The organism is Anabaena sp. CCY 9910 (assembly GCF_963920875.1).
In the GTDB taxonomy this organism is placed as follows: domain Bacteria; phylum Cyanobacteriota; class Cyanobacteriia; order Cyanobacteriales; family Nostocaceae; genus Trichormus; species Trichormus variabilis.
This window is the reverse complement of sequence record NZ_CAWUDJ010000015.1, coordinates 1-19,925: the sequence shown is the minus strand read 5'-3', so window position 1 is coordinate 19,925 and position 19,925 is coordinate 1. Positions and strand designations below refer to the sequence as shown.

Here is a 19,925-nt window from a genome sequence, read left to right as displayed (position 1 = left end):
ACGTAGCTTGCTTTGCTACGCAACGCTACCGCGAACCGCGTAGCGGTATTACGAATTACGAATTACCAACACATCCCCACCTTCCAACTTAGCTGTGTAAGTTTGTAATGGTTTTGTTGCAGGGCCTCCCAACACCTTGCCATCTGGTGCAAATTTCGACTCATGACAGGGACAAACAAAAGATTTCTGATCTGCTTCCCAATTTACAGCACAACCTGCATGAGTACAGGTAGAATTGACAGCAATCAGACTCTTATTCTCAGTGGGATTACGTATGATAATTACATCCTGATTGAGAATATGACCTTTTTGATCTAACTCTGCTACAGTCCCTATAGCTTTAAAGCCATCAGAACGAGGTGGAGCATTACTTAACTTAGAAGGTGAAGATTGAGAAGAACAGGCGGCTATGGCCACAGGTAAGGAAGTAGAAATTGCCCCTAAACCCACCCAGCCAAAAAATTCACGTCGATTCATAACCTAGCTAACCTTCTCAAAAGGCTTTAAACAATTTTTACTATTTGTATCAAGTGTTGTATAACCAGATACAGGACAGACATATAAAGGACGATTTGCCTGTTTCCAAGAAGCGAGGTTATTCTTAGCTGTAGTGTAAAGTTTGGCGTGTCCCGTTTCTGCTTCTAAAGCGTAGTTAAAGGTTTGGACAGCAGCTTGATTACCAGCCTGTTTCGCCTCTTTAATAAAGCCGGGATACATAGTATCGCGTTCATAGGACTCACCTTTAATAGCCTGTGTCAGATTTTCAGCAGTAGATTTGACTACAGGTGTAGCAATATTATTTTTCGGTGTGCCGCCCATTCCCTGAATCACCTTGGCATGATTATCGCGGTGAATCGCTTCTGCCCGTGCGGCGGCGCGGAAGAGACTACCAACCTCCTTGTAACCTTCCGCATCAGCTTTTTGTGCAAAAGCCAGATACATTACATGGGCGTTAGATTCCCCATTGTAAGCAGAGATGAGATTTTTGACTGTGGTAGACTCAGGCTTAGTATTAGCTTGGGTAGCAGGTTGAACAACAGGCACAGATGGTTCAACAATTGCAACTGGAGTTTGTGGATTGCAACCATTTAAACCTAGAATACTTAGCGCAGTTGCTCCAGATACAGCAACAGTCTTAAAAAATCGCACTTTCTCTGTAAAACTCATGATAAAACTCTCCTATAGATGCAATGCCGCAGAATTAAGTGTGTAGAGGTATTTATTTAGGCGCTACCTGCGCCATAACTAACAACAGAGTTAGATATGCCGAGTTATCAGGGAACATCGATTTACCTCTACACAACTCATAGAGTAAAATAGAGAAAGTAAGGAACTAGTAAAGAAATTACTCAACTATGGGTAACTTCACCCGAAAACAACTTCCCACACCGACTTTACTCGTCACAGAAATCTCACCACCATGAGTATGAGTAATAGCTTGGGCAATAGCTAAACCCAAACCAGAACCACCTTGACGACGAGAACGGGCTTTTTCAGCTCGCCAAAAGCGATTAAATACAAAAGGCAGATTTTCAGGTGCGATACCAATACCAGTATCTGCCACTTCAATCACCACAAAATCATCCCTTTTAACGATTTCTACCCTGACTAAACCACCATTAGACGTATATTGCAGGGCATTTTCTAATAAATTCCCAAATAGTCGTTGTAACTGATGTGCATCCCCCTTTACCCACACCGCATCAATCAAGTTAGCCTCTAAAGTAATTTCTTGAGATTCTGCCTGCGGCTGTAAGGTATCAATTAAATCAATTAAAATTTCATCTATGGGTATGGGAATTGCGGTTTTAGGCAAACTTATAGGTGCAGAATCACTTCTGGCTAACAACAGTAAATCCTCTACTAAGTGAGTCATCTGCTTTGTTGCGCCCTCTATTATGTCGATTTTTTTGACATCACTGGGATGAATACGTTCTGGGTGATTTTGGATAACTTCTACAGTCGTTTTAATCGCCGTCAGAGGACTGCGTAATTCATGGGACGCATCCGCCGTAAACTGTTGTAATTGCTGGAAACTCTGCTCAATCGGTTGCAAAGCTTTACTCGTTAACCACCAACCTGTGCCACTAATTAAAACCATCCCCAAAACACCACCAATACCCAAACCCATCAACAGTCTCTCCAGTTCTTTTTGTATTTCAACTGTTGATGCACTTACACGCACATAACCTAAAAGTTGTTGATTTTTTCCTGAAGAATAAACCGGAACAGTTAATATCCTGATGCCATTTTGCTGCCACGAGTGAAAATTAGTCAGAAATGGTGTTTGGGGAAATTGCTTTCCTGCCTTTCCTAATAATTGCTGCCCAGCATCAAACCATTCCACACTCTGACGATATAACCGTAAATCTTGCCAAGGAATATCTAAATCCCCATCATTATCTAAAATTCGCGGCATCTTGCGGTTTACAGCCATCTTATCCACCTTAATAGCCGATAAATTATGAGCTGCTGCATCCGCCAACGTCAACAACTGCCTATCTAATTGCTGACTGAGACTATAAGCAAAAAAGTGATACACTACCACCGATGACAGTCCCATAACTACCATCATTGCTATTAAATAAGATAAGAGTAGTCGCCAACCGGTAGCACGAAACTGGGGGTTAGTTAAAATATCTAACCGCCGCCAAGGTACGGTAAACTTTCTAACAACAACCCTGCTTTTATTTCTAGAAGTTTTGGTTAAGCCGATACCCAAGCCCATAAACAGTTTCGATAAAATCATCTTTTGCTCCTGCGGCTTTGAGTTTTTGACGTATTCCTCGAATATGTACCTTGACTGTATCTTGTCCAGGTGGATCAATAGATGACCACAGGTGATCAAGAATTTGATGACGACTGAGAATGTGCCCATTATTACGGAGAAAAAGTTCTAGTAATTGGTACTCCTTAGGTGTCATTAATAACAATTGCTCTTTGTAAGTAACAGTACAGTTGGCTGGGTCAAGCCGCAGTCCGCCCCACTCCAAAAAAGTCGATATTGTCGTATTTCCACGTCGCAGCAAAGCCCGAATACGTGCTAGTAATTCTTTTAAATCAAAAGGTTTGATGACGTAATCATCTGCACCCGCATCCAAACCTAGTACTTTATCAGTACTGCTATCTCTCGCAGTCAACATCAGTACTGGCAGCCCATAACCACGCTGACGTAATCTTTGACACAATTCTATACCATTCAATTTTGGTAGCATCACATCCAGAAGGATTAGATCATAGTCAAATGCTGTTATGAAGTCCCATCCTTCCTCACCGTCACCAGCTACATCAATCGCGTAATTATTGTCAGTTAAGGCTTCTGTAAGAGATGCAGCAATCCGTTCATCATCTTCAACTAATAAAAATTTCATTGCATAATCACTATTACAGTATTTCTTATTAAGAGACTATTTGTAAAGTAAATCTTAAGTAGGGTGTGTTACGGCTATGAAAGGATTCGGGACGGAAAGACAAGAAAATTTAGCCGTAACGCACCGCCTCACGGATGGTGCGTTAGGCGCGAGGATATTTATTTTGTGACCAATCATCTGGGAAATCAGCGCCTAACACAACGCCAGTTGCTACAACGGAGGGAACCTCCGCAACGCACTGGCTCCCCTACAGTAATTTTATTTTTTCTTTATAAATAACCTTTAATTGTTTCCAGACATTATATAAGTAATCAAGTCAAGTCTAAAATCAGACATGAATGAAGTATATGAGGATTTTTACCTTGGTGGTACATCTTTCCAAGTTCTTTACTTTTCCTGTCTTATGCTCAAAGTTAGTTTGAGGTTAAGTAGCACATTTATTTTAAACAAGTATTGTTAAACCTCCAACCTCAGCAATATTGTATTCATTCAAGAGGTTCTAATGGTTAAGATCAATCAGTCTCGTGAATTTCGGAAACTCCATCGTAACATTGCGCCGATTTTATTCATTCCTCTACTGCTGAGTGCGTTGACTGGTATTGCTTATCGTCTGGGAAGAAGTTGGTTTGGGATACCTAAAGACACTGCCGAGATTTTCCTGGCAATTCACCAGGGTACTTTTTTGGGTAAACCACTAGAACCAGTTTATGTATCCTTGGTAGGGCTGGGACTAGTGGGATTGGTAATTACCGGATTTGGTATGATTCGTAAATCGAAGCAATCTCGATTAAATAAAGCACAATCTAAACTGACTGTCCGAACCATTCACAGTATTGTTGCACCTATTATTTTTCTACCCTTATTAGCTAGTGCTGTTACTGGTATTGCTTACCGAGTTGGCGAAAGCTGGTTGGGATTATCAGAAGAACAAATTGAATTATTAATGACAATTCATCAAGGTAGCTATTTCGGGAGTTTTGGCAAACCTATTTATGTTTTTCTTGTTGGTTTAGGACTGATTGCTATGCTATTTACAGGCATCAGTATGACAGGAATTTTTCGCAAGCGTCGTTCCCCAGTTCCAGAAAGTGAACAAATAGATGATTAAGCATTTACAATTTTCTGATTTTTAAGTTATTTAAGTGAATGTATTTGCCTATACTAGAAGTATATTCACTTGGGTTGAACATAATAAATATCTACCAATGTTAAGAATAAAAAAACAGAGATGTTTTTAATTCTGAAGATTGACAAGTGTATGGCTGAAATGGTTTAAGCGAAACTTTGAGTAATGCAGGTGCTTGGGCAAAAACTTCTTCTAAATGTGCCTTGTGGAGAGAAGCAAAACACTTAGTAGATGACCTTATCGTCTATGTCTCAGATTTCTGCGCCAAGCAGCTTTTCTTAGTTCTTCTGCGCCTAAAATAATTGGCGGACATACTAGCAACAGCAACCATTGCCAAGGTGCTAGGGGTGCAGTGGAAAAAAATCTACTTAAGAATGTGCTGTTGGTAATCAGTATGACTAACATCCATTCGATCGCAATTCCTAACCAAATCAGAGGATTGGAAAATAATCCTAGCCGCCAAATAGAAGTGCGTTCGGAACGGCAAGCGAAAACATTACCATCCTGACAGGCGACAATGGTAGCTAAGGTCATGGTTGTAGCTTGAGCATATATGGCAACGGTGGCGGCGTTGGCTGAGTGCGATAAAATACTGGGCGTGACGGCTTGTAATTGTTGTAAGTTATATCCGTAACTCCACCAGACGAGGAAGAATGCTGTCATTCCCAGAATCGCTTCCAGTAGTCCTAGAAAACAATAGGCGCGTAAAAGTAGGGAACGGTCAAGAAGCGATCGCGATTTTTTCCGAGGTGGTTGGTGCATTGTACCAACTTCTGCTTTTTCTGCACCCAAGGCTAAAGCCGGTACTAAGTCAGTACCTAAATCAATGGCGAGAATCTGCATAATTACCAAGGCGGGGGGAACTTTCAGGGCTACCATTAGCAAAAAAGGCACTAGTTCCGCTACATTCGATGCCAAGATATAAGTCATAAATTTGCGGATGTTTTGATACACGGTGCGTCCCTGCTCGATCGCGCTCACAATGGTAGCAAAGTTATCATCTGTAAGCACAATATCGGCGGCTTCCCGTGCTACATCTGTGCCATTCATCCCCATCGCTACTCCTATATGAGCGGCTCTTAAGGCTGGGGCATCATTAACTCCATCCCCTGTGACTGCAACTACATCACCTATATCTTTGTAGGCTTGCACCAATCGTAACTTGTGTTCCGGAGACATCCGCGCAAATACCAACCCAGAACGATATTTGACAATTTGCCGCAGTTGTGCGTCAGATAAATTTCCCATGCCTTCACCGGTGACTATCCGTACCGAGTTGTTGACCAGTCCAATTTGACGGGCGATCGCTTCCGCCGTTAAACCATAATCACCTGTCACCATACTTACCTTGATTCCGGCAGCATGGCATTCAGCGATCGCATCACTTACTTCTGGACGGGGCGGATCAAACATCGCCACTAAACCAATAAAGGTTAAATTCTGCTCTAGGTCTTGCGATCGCCAATCTAACATCTCCCTCCCACCACGCCGCGCCGCCACTCCTAGCACCCGAAAACCTTGGGCGGCTAAACTATCGTTGGCTGCCACCACTTGATTCCAGTCGTCTTGGTTGATGTCTGCAAGTGTGCCATTTCTTAAGATATATGTGCAGTGGCGTAAGACTTCTAACGGCGCACCTTTAGTAAAAGCTAAGTTCGGCAAGTCACCAGTCCATACCTTTGAGGCGCGCCAATCTAATATTACTGTCATCATTCGCCGCCGCGAATCAAATGGCACCTCGCGCAAGCGTGGCAGTTGTGTTTGCAAGGTTTCCAAATTTAGCCCAGCCTTAGCAGCAGCGACTAACAAAGCTGCTTCTGTGGGATCACCAATCTCTTGCCAACGGCTAGGGGCTGTCAGATGAATCAGACGGGCATTAGAGCAAAGTGCTGCCCCTGTGAGTAACAAATTGACTTTCCAGGCGGCAGCAAAATTCTCCGGCATCTGGACTTTCCCGACTGTAGGGTCGTATCCTGCCCCAGTGACTTCAATCAGGGTGGGTGAGATAGCCAATGGTGTTTCCGGCAGTTTATTGCCAATGGGCTGCCAGGGAATCCAGAGATAATGCACTGTCATTTCGTTTTTGGTCAATGTGCCGGTTTTGTCTGTACAGATGACCGTAGTAGCACTTAAAGTTTCCACAGCCGACAGCCGACGCACTAGAGCATTGCGCCGTACCATCCGCCGGACTCCAATTGCTAATGATAATGTGACGGTTGGCAATAATCCCTCCGGCACTAAGGCGACAATGATACCGATCGCAAACATAAAACTCTCTTTCACTTCCATCCCCACCAACAGAGATGTCAGCAAAAATACCAATACTCCCATCGTCAGAGCGATCGCTGTAATTACCCGTACCACTTGTGCCACTTGCACTTCTAAAGTGCTAGGTTCGCGTTGCACAACGGTTGTGAGATGTGCCACATGACCAAATTCTGTTTGTGCGCCTGTGGCATAGACTATAGCTACCCCTCGTCCTGATGACACTGTTGAACCTGCTAACACCAGATTGGGAATTTCCGCCAGATTAGTTGGTTCTTGTAAAGGTTGTTCACCGGCTGGTAGAGTCTTACCGCCTCGAATAGAGGCAACTTCCTTCACCCTTACTGGATAAGCATTGCGAGCCACAGGCAGAGATTCACCAGTCAGCACAGAAACATCGAGATAGAAACTTTCAGACTTTACCAGACGCGCATCAGCCGAAATGCGATCGCCTTCTTCCAATTGCATAACATCCCCACGCACCAGTTCCCGTGCTGGTATTTGCTTGAGTTGACCATCTCGATACACTTTTACCTGCATCGGTAACACATTCTTGAGTGCTGATAATGCTTGTTCTGCCTGAAACTCTTGCCAAAAACTAAAGACGGCATTAATCCAAATCACAGCCCAGATTGCCCATCCCAGTTCTGGAGTGCGGGAAATAAATGCCAAAATTCCTGCTACCCATAACAATAGAGCCATAAAGTGGGTGAGTTGATCCGTAAAGCGAAGCCACATTGGGCGCTGGGGCGTTTCTGGCAGTTCATTCGCACCATAACGCTCAAGGCTTTGTGTTGCCTCATATTCAGTCAAGCCGTTCTCAGTAGTTCCCAATAACTCATAAACTGCTGCAATGGGTAATGTCCAGACTGGTTGATTCAATGACATTATAATTCCCAGATTTTGTAGTGTTTGTGTATAAAAATTTGGGGCGTTGCTGATTAGTGGGATGATTTTTGTCGGGCTACGCCCCGCTAACGCGGAACCCGCAGGGTAGGCGCATTCGCTCAAAGCGTTCCCAAAGGGCAGAATCAATATTCTGCTTTGTATACAAGTCTCAATTCATCCCGCATTGATGCAACGCCAAATTTGGTTATTTATGAATAGTACCGTCAGGCATAATTGTCCCAGTTAAAAAGGCTTCACTCATATCTGTGGCATTTAAATTTGCCCCAGTCAGGTTCACCTCACTCAGATTTGCTTCGCTTAAATCAGCACCACTCAGGTCAGATTCTCGCAAATCAGCTTTCCACATCCTGACTCCGCTCATTTTGGCATCACTCAGGTTTACACGCTGCAAGTTTGCGGCGCTCATTAATGCCATATGCAAACTAGCCTCACGTAAGTCTGCACCACAAAGATATGCACCACTAAGGTCTGATTCATTGAGGTTAGCTGTTGTTAGTGTAGCTTCACACAAATTAGCTCCACTAAAAATAACTTCAGATAAATTTGCGTGTTCTAGGTTTGCACCTTGAAGATTTGCTTGACACAGATTAGCTCCATTCATGGAGGCTTTGGCTAGGTTAGCTCCCTGTAGATCAGATCTACCAAAGTCTACACCCCCCAAGTTAACACCCTGTAGGTCTGCTTTTGGTAATATGATGCCTTGGAAGTTTCGTTCTCCAGCTGCATATCGATTGAGAAGTTCTTTAATGTCCATATTCTTATAGTTTTAGTGAAACTTGAGTTTTTTATTGATGCTGCTGTAGTAACAATCTTTCGTCAGCATCCAAAGCTGTTAGGGGATTTTCTGTTTGTAAGATACTGCAACACGAGGGTCAACTACCCCAGGTGGGACTTTCAAATGCAGATGTGTGCCAGTACATTTCCCAGCGTACAGAAATTTATCCTCAAGACCGATACGACCCTTGACTATATCCATAAACTCCTACCTCCTACACCTCTACCCCAATCCTATCTACCTGAGATAGTGCATAAACCATTCACTCGCTAGTTGCGCGACTGCGGTTAATGCGCCTGGTTCTTCAAATAAGTGGCTGGCACGGGGGATAATTACTAAGCGTTTTGATGTTTGTAATTGCTCTAGAGCATCTTCATTCATTGCTATTACTGGCAGATCGTACCCACCAACAATCAACAATGTTGGCGCTTTGACATGAGGTAAGGCTGAAGGAGCTAAATCTGGTCTTCCACCACGAGAAACAATAGCCTGCACTGTTTCTGGGCGTTCTGCGGCGGCGACGAGGGCTGCACCGCCGCCTGTACTAGCACCAAAGTAGCCTACTTTCAGATGTTGAGTATCTGGGTTATGTGTCAGCCAATCTGTAGCCCCAACTAATCGTGAGGCTAACAAACCAATATCAAAGCGCAAATGTCTTGTTCGCAGGTCAATTTCTTCTTCTTCCTGCGTGAGCAAATCAATTAATAAAGTTGCCAGTCCCGCCTGTTGTAAAACTTCGGCAACATAGCGATTGCGGGGACTATAACGGCTGCTACCACTACCATGAGCAAATAACACTATGCCTGTAGCACCGTTGGGAATCACTAAATTACCTTTGAGCTTTACTTCACCGACTGATACTGACACCGCATATTCTTGGGGTTGGTGTGCTAATGTCCTATCCATCATGGGTATTACGAATTACTTGTAGTTAATTTTTGCCTTGTCAAGAGTTCACATACTTCTGCGTGGGTTTTTTGCCGAAAATCCTCATACCACAGAGCGATGCCTGCGGCGGGCTTCGCCAACGCATCCAAATTTTTTGGCATCATTACGCATACAATCCGATCTACACTATCTAGAAAGCGTTCAACCAGAGATTTACCCAAAGGAATGTTGAGTTTCTGGGCAACTGCGGCAGCTAAATCAGGGTTAGCTGTGCCAGCAATTCCTTCTACTGGTAAATAAGTTTCTTTGCCAGAAAAATAGGCAATACGCCCAGAATCATCTAACCAAACTTCTTCTAACTCACCCAAACTATTAGCTGTTGAGCGATCTATTGCTATCCAACCGATAATTTGACTGCAACGCACAACATTGAGCATACTTTTTCTCCAATATTCTCTATTTCTCTTGGAGTTTGATTAATAAACGCAGTATTTCACCTTTTGCCATGTTGCTGTTGGGAAGGTGAAATCTACTTTGAGGTTATCAACAAAATGTGAGGAATATGTGAGGAATTGTTTGGAACTTGAACTCACATAATTCAATCATGTTTACCTCGCAAAAATGGAATTGGACAACCAGTAATCAATGAAAAAACAGTTCATTTAATACCACATCCTGCTCAAGTTTATATTCTGCAACTAGATATCTATGATCCTCAATCATCAGAAAAAGAGCTATTTAAAGGTGCAAATTTATCTATTAGAGAGTGTTTGAAAAGTTATGAAATGTACGATTTTATGCCAAACGTCGTACCATAATACGAATCATAGCAAGATAGATCAAAGTCTCTGAGATTTGAGGCAATAGCTAGTAGTCTTTGTTCCAAAGCTAACAACCAGTGAGCCAAGCAAAAGTAGATTCCACAACCCAACGTTTAGGTAACAAAACAAAGCCCTTGTATTCATGGGGTCGCAGCACTTGTATTCCGCCTCTGTATATGAAATATTTATATTAATGAACACAAAATACTGTTTATCGCCCAATTTATAGTAGATTATATACCTAGAGCAATTTATCTGCTGCTAGATGTGACTTAAATCTGGCAAGTTTCAGTAGGAAGATGTAAACAGCTAAAAACCATGATGAAGATACGGAAATTTTCTTGGGCAAAGTTTAAGAAAAACAAACTACTTGCTCTAGGAGTAGCAATTTGCGCTTTTTTGTTACTCACTCCCATGTTGCATTTACCAGCCAGGGGAGCTGCGACTAGTACTAAGATCCAGTTCGTTGCTCCTAACTGGGTGGCCGAGAATGTCAAAGATCCTAATCTGAGAATTTTGGATGTCCGAAATTTACCTTTAGACTATATCGATGGACACTTACCTCAAGCAGTTAATATTGCCGATACAGCCTTTCGCGGCCCAAGAGAAGGTCTACCAGTACAATATTGGGACAATCAAAAATTAGGACAAATATTTGCTAATTCAGGAGTCACAAATAATAATCGTGTCCTTGTTTACTCTGATGGCAGAGATGTACTAGGGGCAACGATGGTAGCTTATTTGCTAGAACGTTCTGGAGTGCAGGATATAGCTGTATTGGATGGTGGCTACAAAGGTTACGCGGCTGCATCGGCAACAGTAACAAAGGAATTTCCTAAATACAAAGTAGGTCGATTTATAGTTAAAGATAATCCTGCTGTGCGTGTCTCGTTAAGTGAAGTCAGAAAACTGATTGGGAAAAAAGGCGTTACATTCATCGACCCCAGACCAGCAGATTTATTCCAAGGAAAGGAAAATCTTTGGGTACGAAATGGACATATTCCAGGGGCGCGAAATATTCCTTGGCCTACTTTTACAGATGCTCAAAACCCCCACAAACTAAAATCTTTAGATGAAATCAAACAAATCCTAGCTGACAAGAAAATTACTCCTGCTGATAACATCATTGTTACTTGCAGTACAGGACGGGAAGCAACTCTGCAATATGTGGTATTAAAACATTTGCTGGGTTATCCCAAAGTTAGAGTTTATGAAGGTTCTTGGACTGAGTACAGCACTCAATCAGACTTACCTGTTGCCACTGGCCCAGAACAGGTAAGCTAGATGGACGTGGGATATTGGATATTCGTGGAAATTTCCTGTTCAAGAAAGCTACTCATGAGAAAATCCCACAACCAAACATGAAAATGTATTTCTCCTACACCTATACCCCCATTTTCAAGTAAGAGGATAAAAAGATGAAATTTGCAATGCTATTTTTTGCTGTGTTACTAACTACTTTTGGTGTAGTGAACACAGTCCAAGCCAGCCAAGCTGCTAATAATTCAGATCAAGACAGTTTAGTAGCTTGTAGAAGGAGTAAAGACGGTCAAACAACCGATGACAAAAAAGATAGTTCTAGAGCTTAATTTATTTCCATAAGACAGAAGCTTCAAGAAATAACCCAACACTTAAACAGGTGTTGGGTTTTCCTGCTTACCTGACTAAAAGCAAGTTATATCTGGCAAGACTAAATTATGAGTAATGGGGTTGAGAATACGTTGACATCTAAATCTCAGTTATTACCTCCCAGACCACAAAAATTAGTTGTGGCGATCGCATTATTTATCTTTACAGTCGGATCTGTTTTATTGAGTAAATATGGCTGGCGACAAAGTGTATTATTCCTCATCGGTGGTTTGTTGGGTGTGAGCCTGTATAGTTCTAGTTTTGGCTTTGCCTCTGCTTATCGCAAACTGCTGTTGAATAGAGATGTGCGGGGAATATATGCTCAGTTGTTAATGCTAGCGATCGCTACTGTGTTATTTGCGCCAGTATTAGCTGCTGGTAAGGCTTTCGGTCAAGAAGTAGCAGGAGCGATCGCACCTGTGAGTGTATCAGGGGCGATTGGTGCATTCATCTTTGGAATCGGAATGCAATTAGGTGGAGCTTGTGGTTGCGGTACACTCTACACCATTGGCGGAGGTAGTTACACTATGCTCATTACCCTGATCACTTTTTGTCTAGGCGCATTCTGGGCTAGTTTGACTAGATATCTTTGGGCTGGTTTGCCAAAAGCCGAACCAATTGTTTTAGGTGAAACTCTCGGTTGGACAGGTGCAGTAGTCTTACAGTTGGGTATATTGTTGCTGTTAGCTGGGGGGCTTTGGTTGTGGAGTAAAAACAGCAAATCAGCAGAACATCCCTCACCCACACGCTCAGGATTTTTATTTGGCTCTTGGTCAGTATTTACAGGTGCGATCGCCTTAGCTGTACTTAATTGGTTAACCCTGCTTATTTCTGGCGAACCTTGGCGAATTACCTGGGGGTTTGCTCTATGGACAGCCAAAATCGCCACCACATTCGGCTGGAATTCCTCCACGAGTAAATTTTGGGATGGCGATACAGCATTATCAAATAGTGTGTTTGCAGATGTCACCTCCGTGATGAATCTAGGTATTATCTTAGGTGCATTATTAGCAGCAGCCTTAGCAGGAAAACTCACACCACAAACTCAAGTTAGCCCATCAAAAATTCTTGCTACGGTGATTGGTGGATTAATTATGGGTTATGGTGCTTTTACAGCTTTTGGGTGTAATGTCAGTGCCTTTTTTAGTGGTATTGCTTCCACTAGCATACATGGTTGGGTTTGGATTGTTTGCGCTTTATTAGGAACGGCAATTGGTATTAAACTGCGTCCTCTGTTCAGTTTGCCAAATTAAGAGACTAAGAGAGTGTTTGAAAAGTCGAAAAGTATACTAGAAACCCCTCTCCAAACCTCTCCCCAAACCTCTCCCCGCCACGGAGAGAGGCTTTGAAAACCCCATTCCCTTGTAGGGAAGGGGAGGCTCAAGGGGTTAGGTTTTTAAGATTTTGGCGTTAATAATGATACTTTTCAAACATCCTCTAAGGCAAGCAGGGGGGAGAAAGAGATTTTTTTGCTGTTATTAACCTTGCAAAGTTGACGCTCAGAATTATTTTAGTTTATGGACTGTTGACAGATGAAAGTTAACAGTCTGACAATTTTGGATGCTAAAATACTATAAGTCTATCGACTTATGCTTGTTTGCAGAAATATATTGCCTAACAGTAATTTTATATGTCTGAAAAATACCGTTTTGAAACTTTGCAAGTCCATGCTGGGCAAGAACCAGCTTTAGGAACTAATGCCCGTGCTGTACCGATTTATCAAACAACTTCATACGTTTTTGATGATGCCGATCATGGAGCGCGATTGTTTGCTCTGCAAGAGTTCGGCAACATTTACACAAGGATAATGAATCCGACAACAGACGTGTTTGAAAAGCGTATTGCAGCTTTAGAAGGGGGTGTGGCAGCATTAGCCACTTCTAGCGGTCAAGCGGCGCAATTCTTAGCTATCAGCACGATCGCTCAAGCTGGAGATAATATTGTTTCCACCAGTTTTTTATACGGGGGAACCTATAACCAATTTAAAGTTTCTTTACCACGTTTGGGAATAAATGTCAAATTTGTCGAAGGCGATGATGTAGAAACTTTTCGTCAGGCGATCGACGATCGCACAAAAGCATTGTATGTGGAAACTATTGGCAATCCCCAATTCAATATTCCCGACTTTGCGGCATTAGCCCATATAGCCCATGAACATGGTATTCCCCTGATTGTTGATAATACCTTTGGGGCTGGGGGCTATTTGGCTCGACCAATTGAACACGGTGCAGATATTGTAGTTGAGTCTGCAACTAAATGGATTGGTGGTCACGGCACTTCTATCGGTGGCGTAATTGTCGATTCTGGTAAATTTAACTGGGGTAACGGCAAATTTCCCATATTTACTGAACCATCACCTGGTTATCATGGGCTGAATTTTCAAGAGGTATTTGGTGTAGGTAGTTCCTTTGGGAATATTGCCTTTATTATTCGCGCCAGAGTAGAAGGATTAAGAGATTTCGGCCCTTCCTTAAGTCCATTTAACGCATTTTTACTATTGCAAGGATTAGAAACACTTTCTTTGCGTGTAGATCGCCATGTCTCCAACGCCTTAGAATTAGCCCAGTGGCTAGAACAACAACCCCAAGTAGCATGGGTAAATTATCCCGGACTTCCCCATCACCCCTATCATGAACGAGCCAAAAAATATCTGAGACACGGATTTGGTGGGGTATTAAATTTTGGCATCAAAGGGGGGCTAGAAGCAGGTAAAACCTTTATTAATCATGTTAAATTGGCAAGTCACTTAGCAAACGTGGGTGATGCTAAAACCCTTGTCATTCATCCTGCTTCCACAACCCATCAACAGTTAAGTGATACAGAACAAATTTCCGCCGGTGTCACACCTGATTTGGTGCGTGTATCTGTGGGAATTGAACACATCGACGATATTAAAGAAGATTTTGGGCAAGCATTTCAGAAGATTAGTCAATAGTCATTGGTCATTGGTCATTGGTCAATAACCCCTCTGCAACAACTTCCCACCTAGTTAGTATTAGATGAATTATCAGGACTTCATTTCAGAACAAACTGAGTATTATCATTTACCAGTGCCATTTGAGTTAGAAGGCGGCGGGGTTTTAACTGGGGTTCAGGTCGCCTATCGGACTTGGGGAAAGTTAAACTCAGCAGGTGATAATGGAGTACTGATTTGTCATGCTTTAACTGGTTCTGCTGATGCTGACGAATGGTGGGAAGGTTTGTTGGGTGCAAACAAAGCACTAGATAGCGATCGCGATTTTATTATATGTAGTAATATTTTGGGCAGTTGCTACGGTACAACAGGAGCAACAAGCATCAATCCCCAAACTGGAATCCCTTACGGTGCATCATTTCCAGCAATTACGATTCGGGATATGGTGCGCTTACAAGCTGCACTAATTCAACATTTGGGAGTTAAATCTTTACAGTTAGTTATTGGTGGCTCACTGGGTGGGATGCAGGTACTAGAGTGGGCTTTATTATATCCAGAAATTGTACAAGCGATCGCACCCATTGCTACTTCCGGTAGACATTCAGCTTGGTGTATTGGCTTGAGTGAAGCTCAAAGACAAGCTATCTATGCTGATCCCAACTGGAAAGGGGGTAACTACACACTAGAACAGCCACCGAGCCAAGGATTAGCGGTAGCGCGGATGATGGCGATGAGTGCTTATCGTTCTTGGCAAAGCTTTACAGCACGTTTTGGAAGACAATATGATGTAACGGCTGATCAATTTGCGATCGCTAGCTATCTCCAACATCATGGTCAAAAGCTAGTGCAGAGATTTGATGCTAACACTTACATCACTCTCACCAAAGCAATGGATAGCCATGATGTTGCTCAAGGTCGAGACTATAAATCTGTTTTGCGAAGCATTAAACAACCTGCTTTAGTTGTGGCTATTGATTCTGATATTCTTTATCCGCCGACAGAACAACAAGAACTCGCAGATTTCATTCCTGATGCTCAACTAGGTTGGCTACAATCCAGTTATGGTCACGATGCTTTTTTAATTGATATAGCCACCCTCAGTCAGCTAGTGATTAACTTTCGACAATCTTTAAGTTTAAAAACCTTCTTTGATGTGAAAACCTAGCTCAGAGCCATCATAGGGTAGCTTGCTTTTTGGCAACGATTTATGATAGCTTTCTATGTAAGCTAAATACGGCAATTCCATCAATTTACAGTAGTTTTGTAACGAACTCAATCACCAAAATCAGCCAATTAAAAGCTGAGTCAAGGTAAAGTTAGGCTTTCCATGCAAATCAAAACTGTTGGTATTTTAAGTCCAGGTGATATGGGGCAGGCCATAGCATCTGTTCTCAATCAAAATGGGCTGAGGACAATAGCTGCTCTAGATCATCGCACTCAACGAACTCAGCGATTAGCAGCCGCCGCTAATATTCAAGATGTGGGTTCTCTTACACAATTGGTAATAGAATCTGATGTGGTGTTATCAGTTTTAGTCCCCGCAGCCGCCGCAGAAGTAGCCCAGCAAGTGGCTGAAGTCATAAGTAATGTAGGGAAACAAATTCTCTATGTTGATGCTAATGCAGTCGCACCCGCAAAAGTCAAAAGTATTGCCCAAATCATCGAATCATCAGGTGCAACATTTGTAGATGCTTCCATCATCGGCCCGCCTCCCAGAGTTCCCGGTAGTACTCGCATATATGCTTCTGGTAAACAAGCCGTAGAATTTCAACAACTGAGTAATTATGGATTGGATATCCGAGTCATCAGTGATGAAATAGGTCAAGCTTCTGGGTTAAAGATGTCTTACGCAGCTTTAACAAAAGGATTGACAGCAATTGCTACAGAATTACTCATTGCTGCCCATCGTTTAGGCTTGGATGAGCAACTATGGAACGAAGTAACTAATAGCCAACCTGCACTTGCTGGTATATTACTACGTTCCATTCCATCTATGACACCAAAGGCACATCGTTGGGTAGGGGAAATGGAAGAGATTGCAGAAACTTTCAAAGAGTTAGGTCTGACTGAGCAGATTTTCTACGGAGCAGCCGATATTTATCGCTTAGTAAAAGATACCTCTTTAGGTAAGGAAACACCAGAAGAAAGCGATCGCGATCGCCGATTGAAAGACATCATCACTACTCTTTCTGATGAAACTATTAGTTCGTCAGCCCAAAATGTCTAGGCTAAGGGAAGCTTAAACCTATGGCGATCGCAATTTTTCTAAAAACCTCACTAGCGGGGGAAGCTTGTTCACTAATGGCGATGGGATTTCCGCTATCACCACCACTACAAATGCGCGAATCGATAGGGATTTGTCCTAACAGTGGTGCTTGTAATTCCGTTGCAAGTTGTTCACCGCCACCACTACCAAAAATATAGGTGCGTGAACCACAATCCCCACAAGTTAAGTAACTCATATTTTCCACAATCCCCAGCACAGGCACACCGACTTGGCGGAACATATATATATTACGTCGCACATCTGCAACAGCTACTTGCTGCGGAGTTGTCACTAAAATCACCCCACAAATAGGACTTTCTTGAATAATCGTAATTTGAGCATCACCCGTACCTGGGGGTAAATCTATTAATAAATAATCTAATTCTCCCCATTCCACATCATTAATAAATTGGGTAATAATTTTGTGCAGTACAGGCCCCCGCCAAGCCAAAGGACGATTTTTTTCTGCCAGTAAACCCACCGACATTAATTTAATTCCTTGCACTTCTAAAGGTAAAAACTTATCACCTGTAGGAGTCTGAATTACCTCAACATCAGCTTGTCCTAAACCCAGCATTTGCGGCACATTCGGCCCATAAACATCTGCATCCAATAGCCCAACTTTTGCCCCTTGTAAACTTAAAGCGGCAGCTAAATTTACAGCAGTAGTTGATTTACCAACACCACCTTTACCACTAGAAATTCCCAGAGTGATTTTCACCCCAGGAATTGTACAAATTTGAATATAAGTCTTTTTACACCAAGATAAAGATGCTAATTTAGCTTCAACTTCTGTTTTTAATTGCTGTTGATGAGAACCAATATATAAACGCAAGTAAACATATTGCTCAACTATGCGGAGATTCCGCACCATTCCCAAACTAACAATATCATTGTTTAAAACTGGTTCGATGACTTGTTTAAGTAGTTTGACGACTTCTTGCTGATAAGAATGAACTTCTGCTTGCACCATTATTGCCAAACCTCTTGAAAAGTTTCATGAAACCATAGCATACTAACTTTAAAAACACTCTGCGTTTCTCCGCGTTTACTTAGCGTGACTCTGCGTTAAAAAACAATATCTGTTTGTATCTTGTTAATCGCTCGTTGTGCTTGAATAGCAACCTCCCTATCAGGGTCATCCAAAGCTTGTTGCAGAGGGATAATAACATCAGAATGAGCAAAATTACCAAGAGCAATTACAGCTTCTTTGCGAACATCTGCATATTCATCTGTTAAAGCTTGAATTAATTGCGGCATAACTTGAATATCTGGAATTTTTTGTAAGGCTTGTGCTGTTGCTTTCCTGACTTGCCAATGTTCATCACTTAAAGCAGTTTCTAAGGCGAAAATTGCCTGATGATTTGCATGAATAGCTAGAGATTTAGCCGCATTACGCCGCACTTGCCAGTCATGATCATTAGTCAGTGCTTGACTGAGTTTATTAATTACTTCTGTATCTTGCAAATGTCCCAGAGTTAAAGCAGTAGCCCGTCGCACAACTGCTGATTCATCAAAGATTAAATCTAAAGCTTCTGGGCATTTTTCTAGTTGATTGAGATATCGCAATGTAGTTATTGCAGCTTCTCTTAATTCGGGATGATCTGATTGTAAAAATGGTAAGATATCTTGTAAATATTGAATATCATGAATTTTACGCAGCAGCACTAAAATATTCAGTTGTGTATTGATATCATCAATTTGTAGTTTATCTAGTAAAAGTAATAAATCATCTTGACTAACTAACTCATTTAAAGCTGATGCAGCTTCAGTCCGAATATCTTCATCTTGCGAACTCAAGCATTCAATTAAAGCCGGAATCGCCACAGGATTAGCAATTTCCCAAAGGGCAGATATAGCTATTTTCTGGACAGCAATATTGTCATCTTTAAGGGCAATAATTAAAGCATCAATGCTCTCTTCTTCACCGAGATGTTGTAAAGTTTTAACGGCTACTAAGCGGTCATTAACATCAGGCGATCGCAACATTTCCAACCATTGATTTAATTCAGAATCAGCACTTATAGACATCCTAAATCCTCTCCACAACTCTTACTCTCCGCGCCTCTGCGCCTCTGCGTGAACTTACATTCTTCTTAATACGACATAACTACCGCAACAAAAAAGGAATTTGCACCGTAATAGCATTAGTAGGACATTCCTTTTCACAAGGTAAACAAAACCAACACTCATCATATTTCATATAAGCTTTCCCCGTCTCTGGATTCTTAGCCAACACATCTAAAGGACAAACCTCAATACAAGCCGTACATTTTTCCAAACATTTTGATTCATCAACAATTACAGGAACATCTACTCTTTGATTGATTAAAGCCATAACATCATTCCCCAACTTTGTAATTTAGACATTAAACTAATTGCTTATAAAAAGCTAAAGACTGTTTGATATTGGTATAACCAATTTTTTCATAAAATAAATGTGCCTCTTTGCGGATAATATTAGAACGTAAAATTACTCCATCACATTCTTTCAATACAGCCCATTGTTCGATATACTGCATTAAATAACGCCCAATTCCATGATGACGATAATCTTTATCTACCACTAAGCCTAAAAGAATTGCTTGCTTTGGCATAATGAGTAAATCACAAATATGAGCGTGCGCCCAAGCAATTACATATTCATTTGCTAAAGTTGCAACATAAACAATATGTTCTGCATCATTTTGAATTTTATTCAGACGTTGCTCTACCTGTTGAATTGTCAGGGAGTATCCTAGTTGTTCACCAAGTATAGTAATTCTTTCTGCATCTTTAATATTAGCTTGTTTAATTGTAACTTCTTCAACTAAAGCAACTTTATTTACCATAATTATTACCTATCACGATTTATCGAGTGTTGTATAAATAAAGCGATAGCCTATATCAATTTCTTGCAGATTATGAATTACGCCTAATGTGAATTAAGAAAAAAGGCGGGAGAAGTAAGAAGATGAAAGT

General features: G+C 41.8%; 20 protein-coding genes and 1 pseudogene. 7 read left to right on the top strand and 14 right to left on the bottom strand.

Features of this window, described 5'->3' with window-relative positions:
* Positions 1 to 48 precede the first annotated feature (48 nt).
* From ACM5QX_RS13385 to ACM5QX_RS13370, 4 genes are all read right to left on the bottom strand, one after another.
* Positions 49 to 477 (bottom strand): ubiquinol-cytochrome c reductase iron-sulfur subunit, encoded by a 429-nt coding sequence (locus ACM5QX_RS13385; protein WP_414753943.1) that lies wholly within the window; start codon positions 475 to 477, stop codon positions 49 to 51.
* Positions 478 to 480: 3 nt separating this feature from the next.
* On the bottom strand, positions 481 to 1,167 hold the full coding sequence (locus tag ACM5QX_RS13380; RefSeq protein ID WP_414753941.1) for a rubrerythrin family protein: 687 nt from the start codon (positions 1,165 to 1,167) through the stop codon (positions 481 to 483).
* A 178-nt stretch (positions 1,168 to 1,345) separates the two neighbouring features.
* Positions 1,346 to 2,749, bottom strand: coding sequence for a sensor histidine kinase (locus tag ACM5QX_RS13375; RefSeq protein WP_414753940.1), 1,404 nt, complete (start codon positions 2,747 to 2,749; stop codon positions 1,346 to 1,348).
* Positions 2,694 to 3,371 (bottom strand): response regulator transcription factor, encoded by a 678-nt coding sequence (locus tag ACM5QX_RS13370; protein WP_414753939.1) that lies wholly within the window; start codon positions 3,369 to 3,371, stop codon positions 2,694 to 2,696. Before ACM5QX_RS13370 ends, ACM5QX_RS13375 begins: the two co-directional genes overlap by 56 nt.
* A 502-nt stretch (positions 3,372 to 3,873) precedes the next feature.
* Here ACM5QX_RS13370 and ACM5QX_RS13365 point away from each other — a divergent pair.
* On the top strand, positions 3,874 to 4,479 hold the full coding sequence (locus tag ACM5QX_RS13365; RefSeq protein WP_414753938.1) for a PepSY domain-containing protein: 606 nt from the start codon (positions 3,874 to 3,876) through the stop codon (positions 4,477 to 4,479).
* Between the two features lie 255 nt (positions 4,480 to 4,734).
* On the opposite strand, the gene ACM5QX_RS13360 is transcribed toward ACM5QX_RS13365, so the two are convergent.
* The 6 genes and pseudogenes from ACM5QX_RS13360 to ACM5QX_RS13335 all read right to left on the bottom strand — a co-directional run.
* Entirely contained in the window at positions 4,735 to 7,650 is a 2,916-nt protein-coding gene (locus ACM5QX_RS13360; protein ID WP_414753937.1) for a cation-translocating P-type ATPase, read from the bottom strand.
* A gap of 205 nt (positions 7,651 to 7,855) precedes the next feature.
* Positions 7,856 to 8,425, bottom strand: a complete 570-nt coding sequence (locus tag ACM5QX_RS13355) for a pentapeptide repeat-containing protein (protein WP_414753936.1) — start codon at positions 8,423 to 8,425, stop codon at positions 7,856 to 7,858.
* Positions 8,426 to 8,503: 78 nt separating this feature from the next.
* Positions 8,504 to 8,647 (bottom strand): hypothetical protein, encoded by a 144-nt coding sequence (locus ACM5QX_RS13350; protein ID WP_414753935.1) that lies wholly within the window; start codon positions 8,645 to 8,647, stop codon positions 8,504 to 8,506.
* Positions 8,648 to 8,683: 36 nt separating this feature from the next.
* Positions 8,684 to 9,352 (bottom strand): dienelactone hydrolase family protein, encoded by a 669-nt coding sequence (locus ACM5QX_RS13345; protein WP_414754021.1) that lies wholly within the window; start codon positions 9,350 to 9,352, stop codon positions 8,684 to 8,686.
* A gap of 8 nt (positions 9,353 to 9,360) precedes the next feature.
* Positions 9,361 to 9,771 carry a hypothetical protein gene (locus ACM5QX_RS13340; RefSeq protein WP_414753934.1) on the bottom strand — a complete coding sequence of 137 codons (411 nt, stop codon included), beginning with the start codon at positions 9,769 to 9,771 and terminating at the stop codon, positions 9,361 to 9,363.
* A 358-nt stretch (positions 9,772 to 10,129) separates the two neighbouring features.
* Positions 10,130 to 10,312: pseudogene (locus ACM5QX_RS13335) on the bottom strand (transposase); the annotation flags it as partial.
* 161 nt (positions 10,313 to 10,473) lie between these two features.
* On the opposite strand from ACM5QX_RS13335, the gene ACM5QX_RS13330 reads away from it, so the two are divergent.
* The 6 genes from ACM5QX_RS13330 to ACM5QX_RS13305 all read left to right on the top strand — a co-directional run bounded on the left by ACM5QX_RS13330 (position 10,474) and on the right by ACM5QX_RS13305 (position 16,925).
* Positions 10,474 to 11,439, top strand: a complete 966-nt coding sequence (locus ACM5QX_RS13330) for a sulfurtransferase (protein ID WP_414753933.1) — start codon at positions 10,474 to 10,476, stop codon at positions 11,437 to 11,439.
* A gap of 134 nt (positions 11,440 to 11,573) precedes the next feature.
* Entirely contained in the window at positions 11,574 to 11,744 is a 171-nt protein-coding gene (locus tag ACM5QX_RS13325; RefSeq protein ID WP_185478725.1) for a hypothetical protein, read from the top strand.
* 108 nt (positions 11,745 to 11,852) lie between these two features.
* Entirely contained in the window at positions 11,853 to 13,037 is a 1,185-nt protein-coding gene (locus tag ACM5QX_RS13320; RefSeq protein ID WP_414753932.1) for a YeeE/YedE family protein, read from the top strand.
* Between the two features lie 377 nt (positions 13,038 to 13,414).
* Positions 13,415 to 14,719: an O-acetylhomoserine aminocarboxypropyltransferase/cysteine synthase family protein gene (locus ACM5QX_RS13315; protein WP_414753931.1), complete on the top strand. Its 1,305-nt coding sequence runs from the start codon at positions 13,415 to 13,417 to the stop codon at positions 14,717 to 14,719.
* 64 nt (positions 14,720 to 14,783) lie between these two features.
* The gene (gene metX / locus ACM5QX_RS13310) at positions 14,784 to 15,863 is read left to right on the top strand and encodes a homoserine O-acetyltransferase MetX (RefSeq protein ID WP_414753930.1); all 1,080 of its coding nucleotides are present in this window, start codon (positions 14,784 to 14,786) and stop codon (positions 15,861 to 15,863) included.
* Between the two features lie 162 nt (positions 15,864 to 16,025).
* Positions 16,026 to 16,925 carry a DUF1932 domain-containing protein gene (locus tag ACM5QX_RS13305; protein ID WP_414753929.1) on the top strand — a complete coding sequence of 300 codons (900 nt, stop codon included), beginning with the start codon at positions 16,026 to 16,028 and terminating at the stop codon, positions 16,923 to 16,925.
* A gap of 1 nt (position 16,926) precedes the next feature.
* Here ACM5QX_RS13305 and ACM5QX_RS13300 read toward each other — a convergent pair whose 3' ends face one another.
* From ACM5QX_RS13300 to ACM5QX_RS13285, 4 genes are all read right to left on the bottom strand, one after another.
* Positions 16,927 to 17,937: a P-loop NTPase gene (locus tag ACM5QX_RS13300; protein ID WP_414753928.1), complete on the bottom strand. Its 1,011-nt coding sequence runs from the start codon at positions 17,935 to 17,937 to the stop codon at positions 16,927 to 16,929.
* Between the two features lie 95 nt (positions 17,938 to 18,032).
* Positions 18,033 to 18,995, bottom strand: a complete 963-nt coding sequence (locus ACM5QX_RS13295; protein WP_414753927.1) for a HEAT repeat domain-containing protein — start codon at positions 18,993 to 18,995, stop codon at positions 18,033 to 18,035.
* A gap of 79 nt (positions 18,996 to 19,074) precedes the next feature.
* On the bottom strand, positions 19,075 to 19,302 hold the full coding sequence (locus ACM5QX_RS13290) for a ferredoxin family protein (RefSeq protein ID WP_053455107.1): 228 nt from the start codon (positions 19,300 to 19,302) through the stop codon (positions 19,075 to 19,077).
* A 31-nt stretch (positions 19,303 to 19,333) separates the two neighbouring features.
* Positions 19,334 to 19,795, bottom strand: coding sequence for a GNAT family N-acetyltransferase (locus ACM5QX_RS13285; RefSeq protein ID WP_414753926.1), 462 nt, complete (start codon positions 19,793 to 19,795; stop codon positions 19,334 to 19,336).
* Between the last annotated feature and the right edge of the window lie 130 nt (positions 19,796 to 19,925).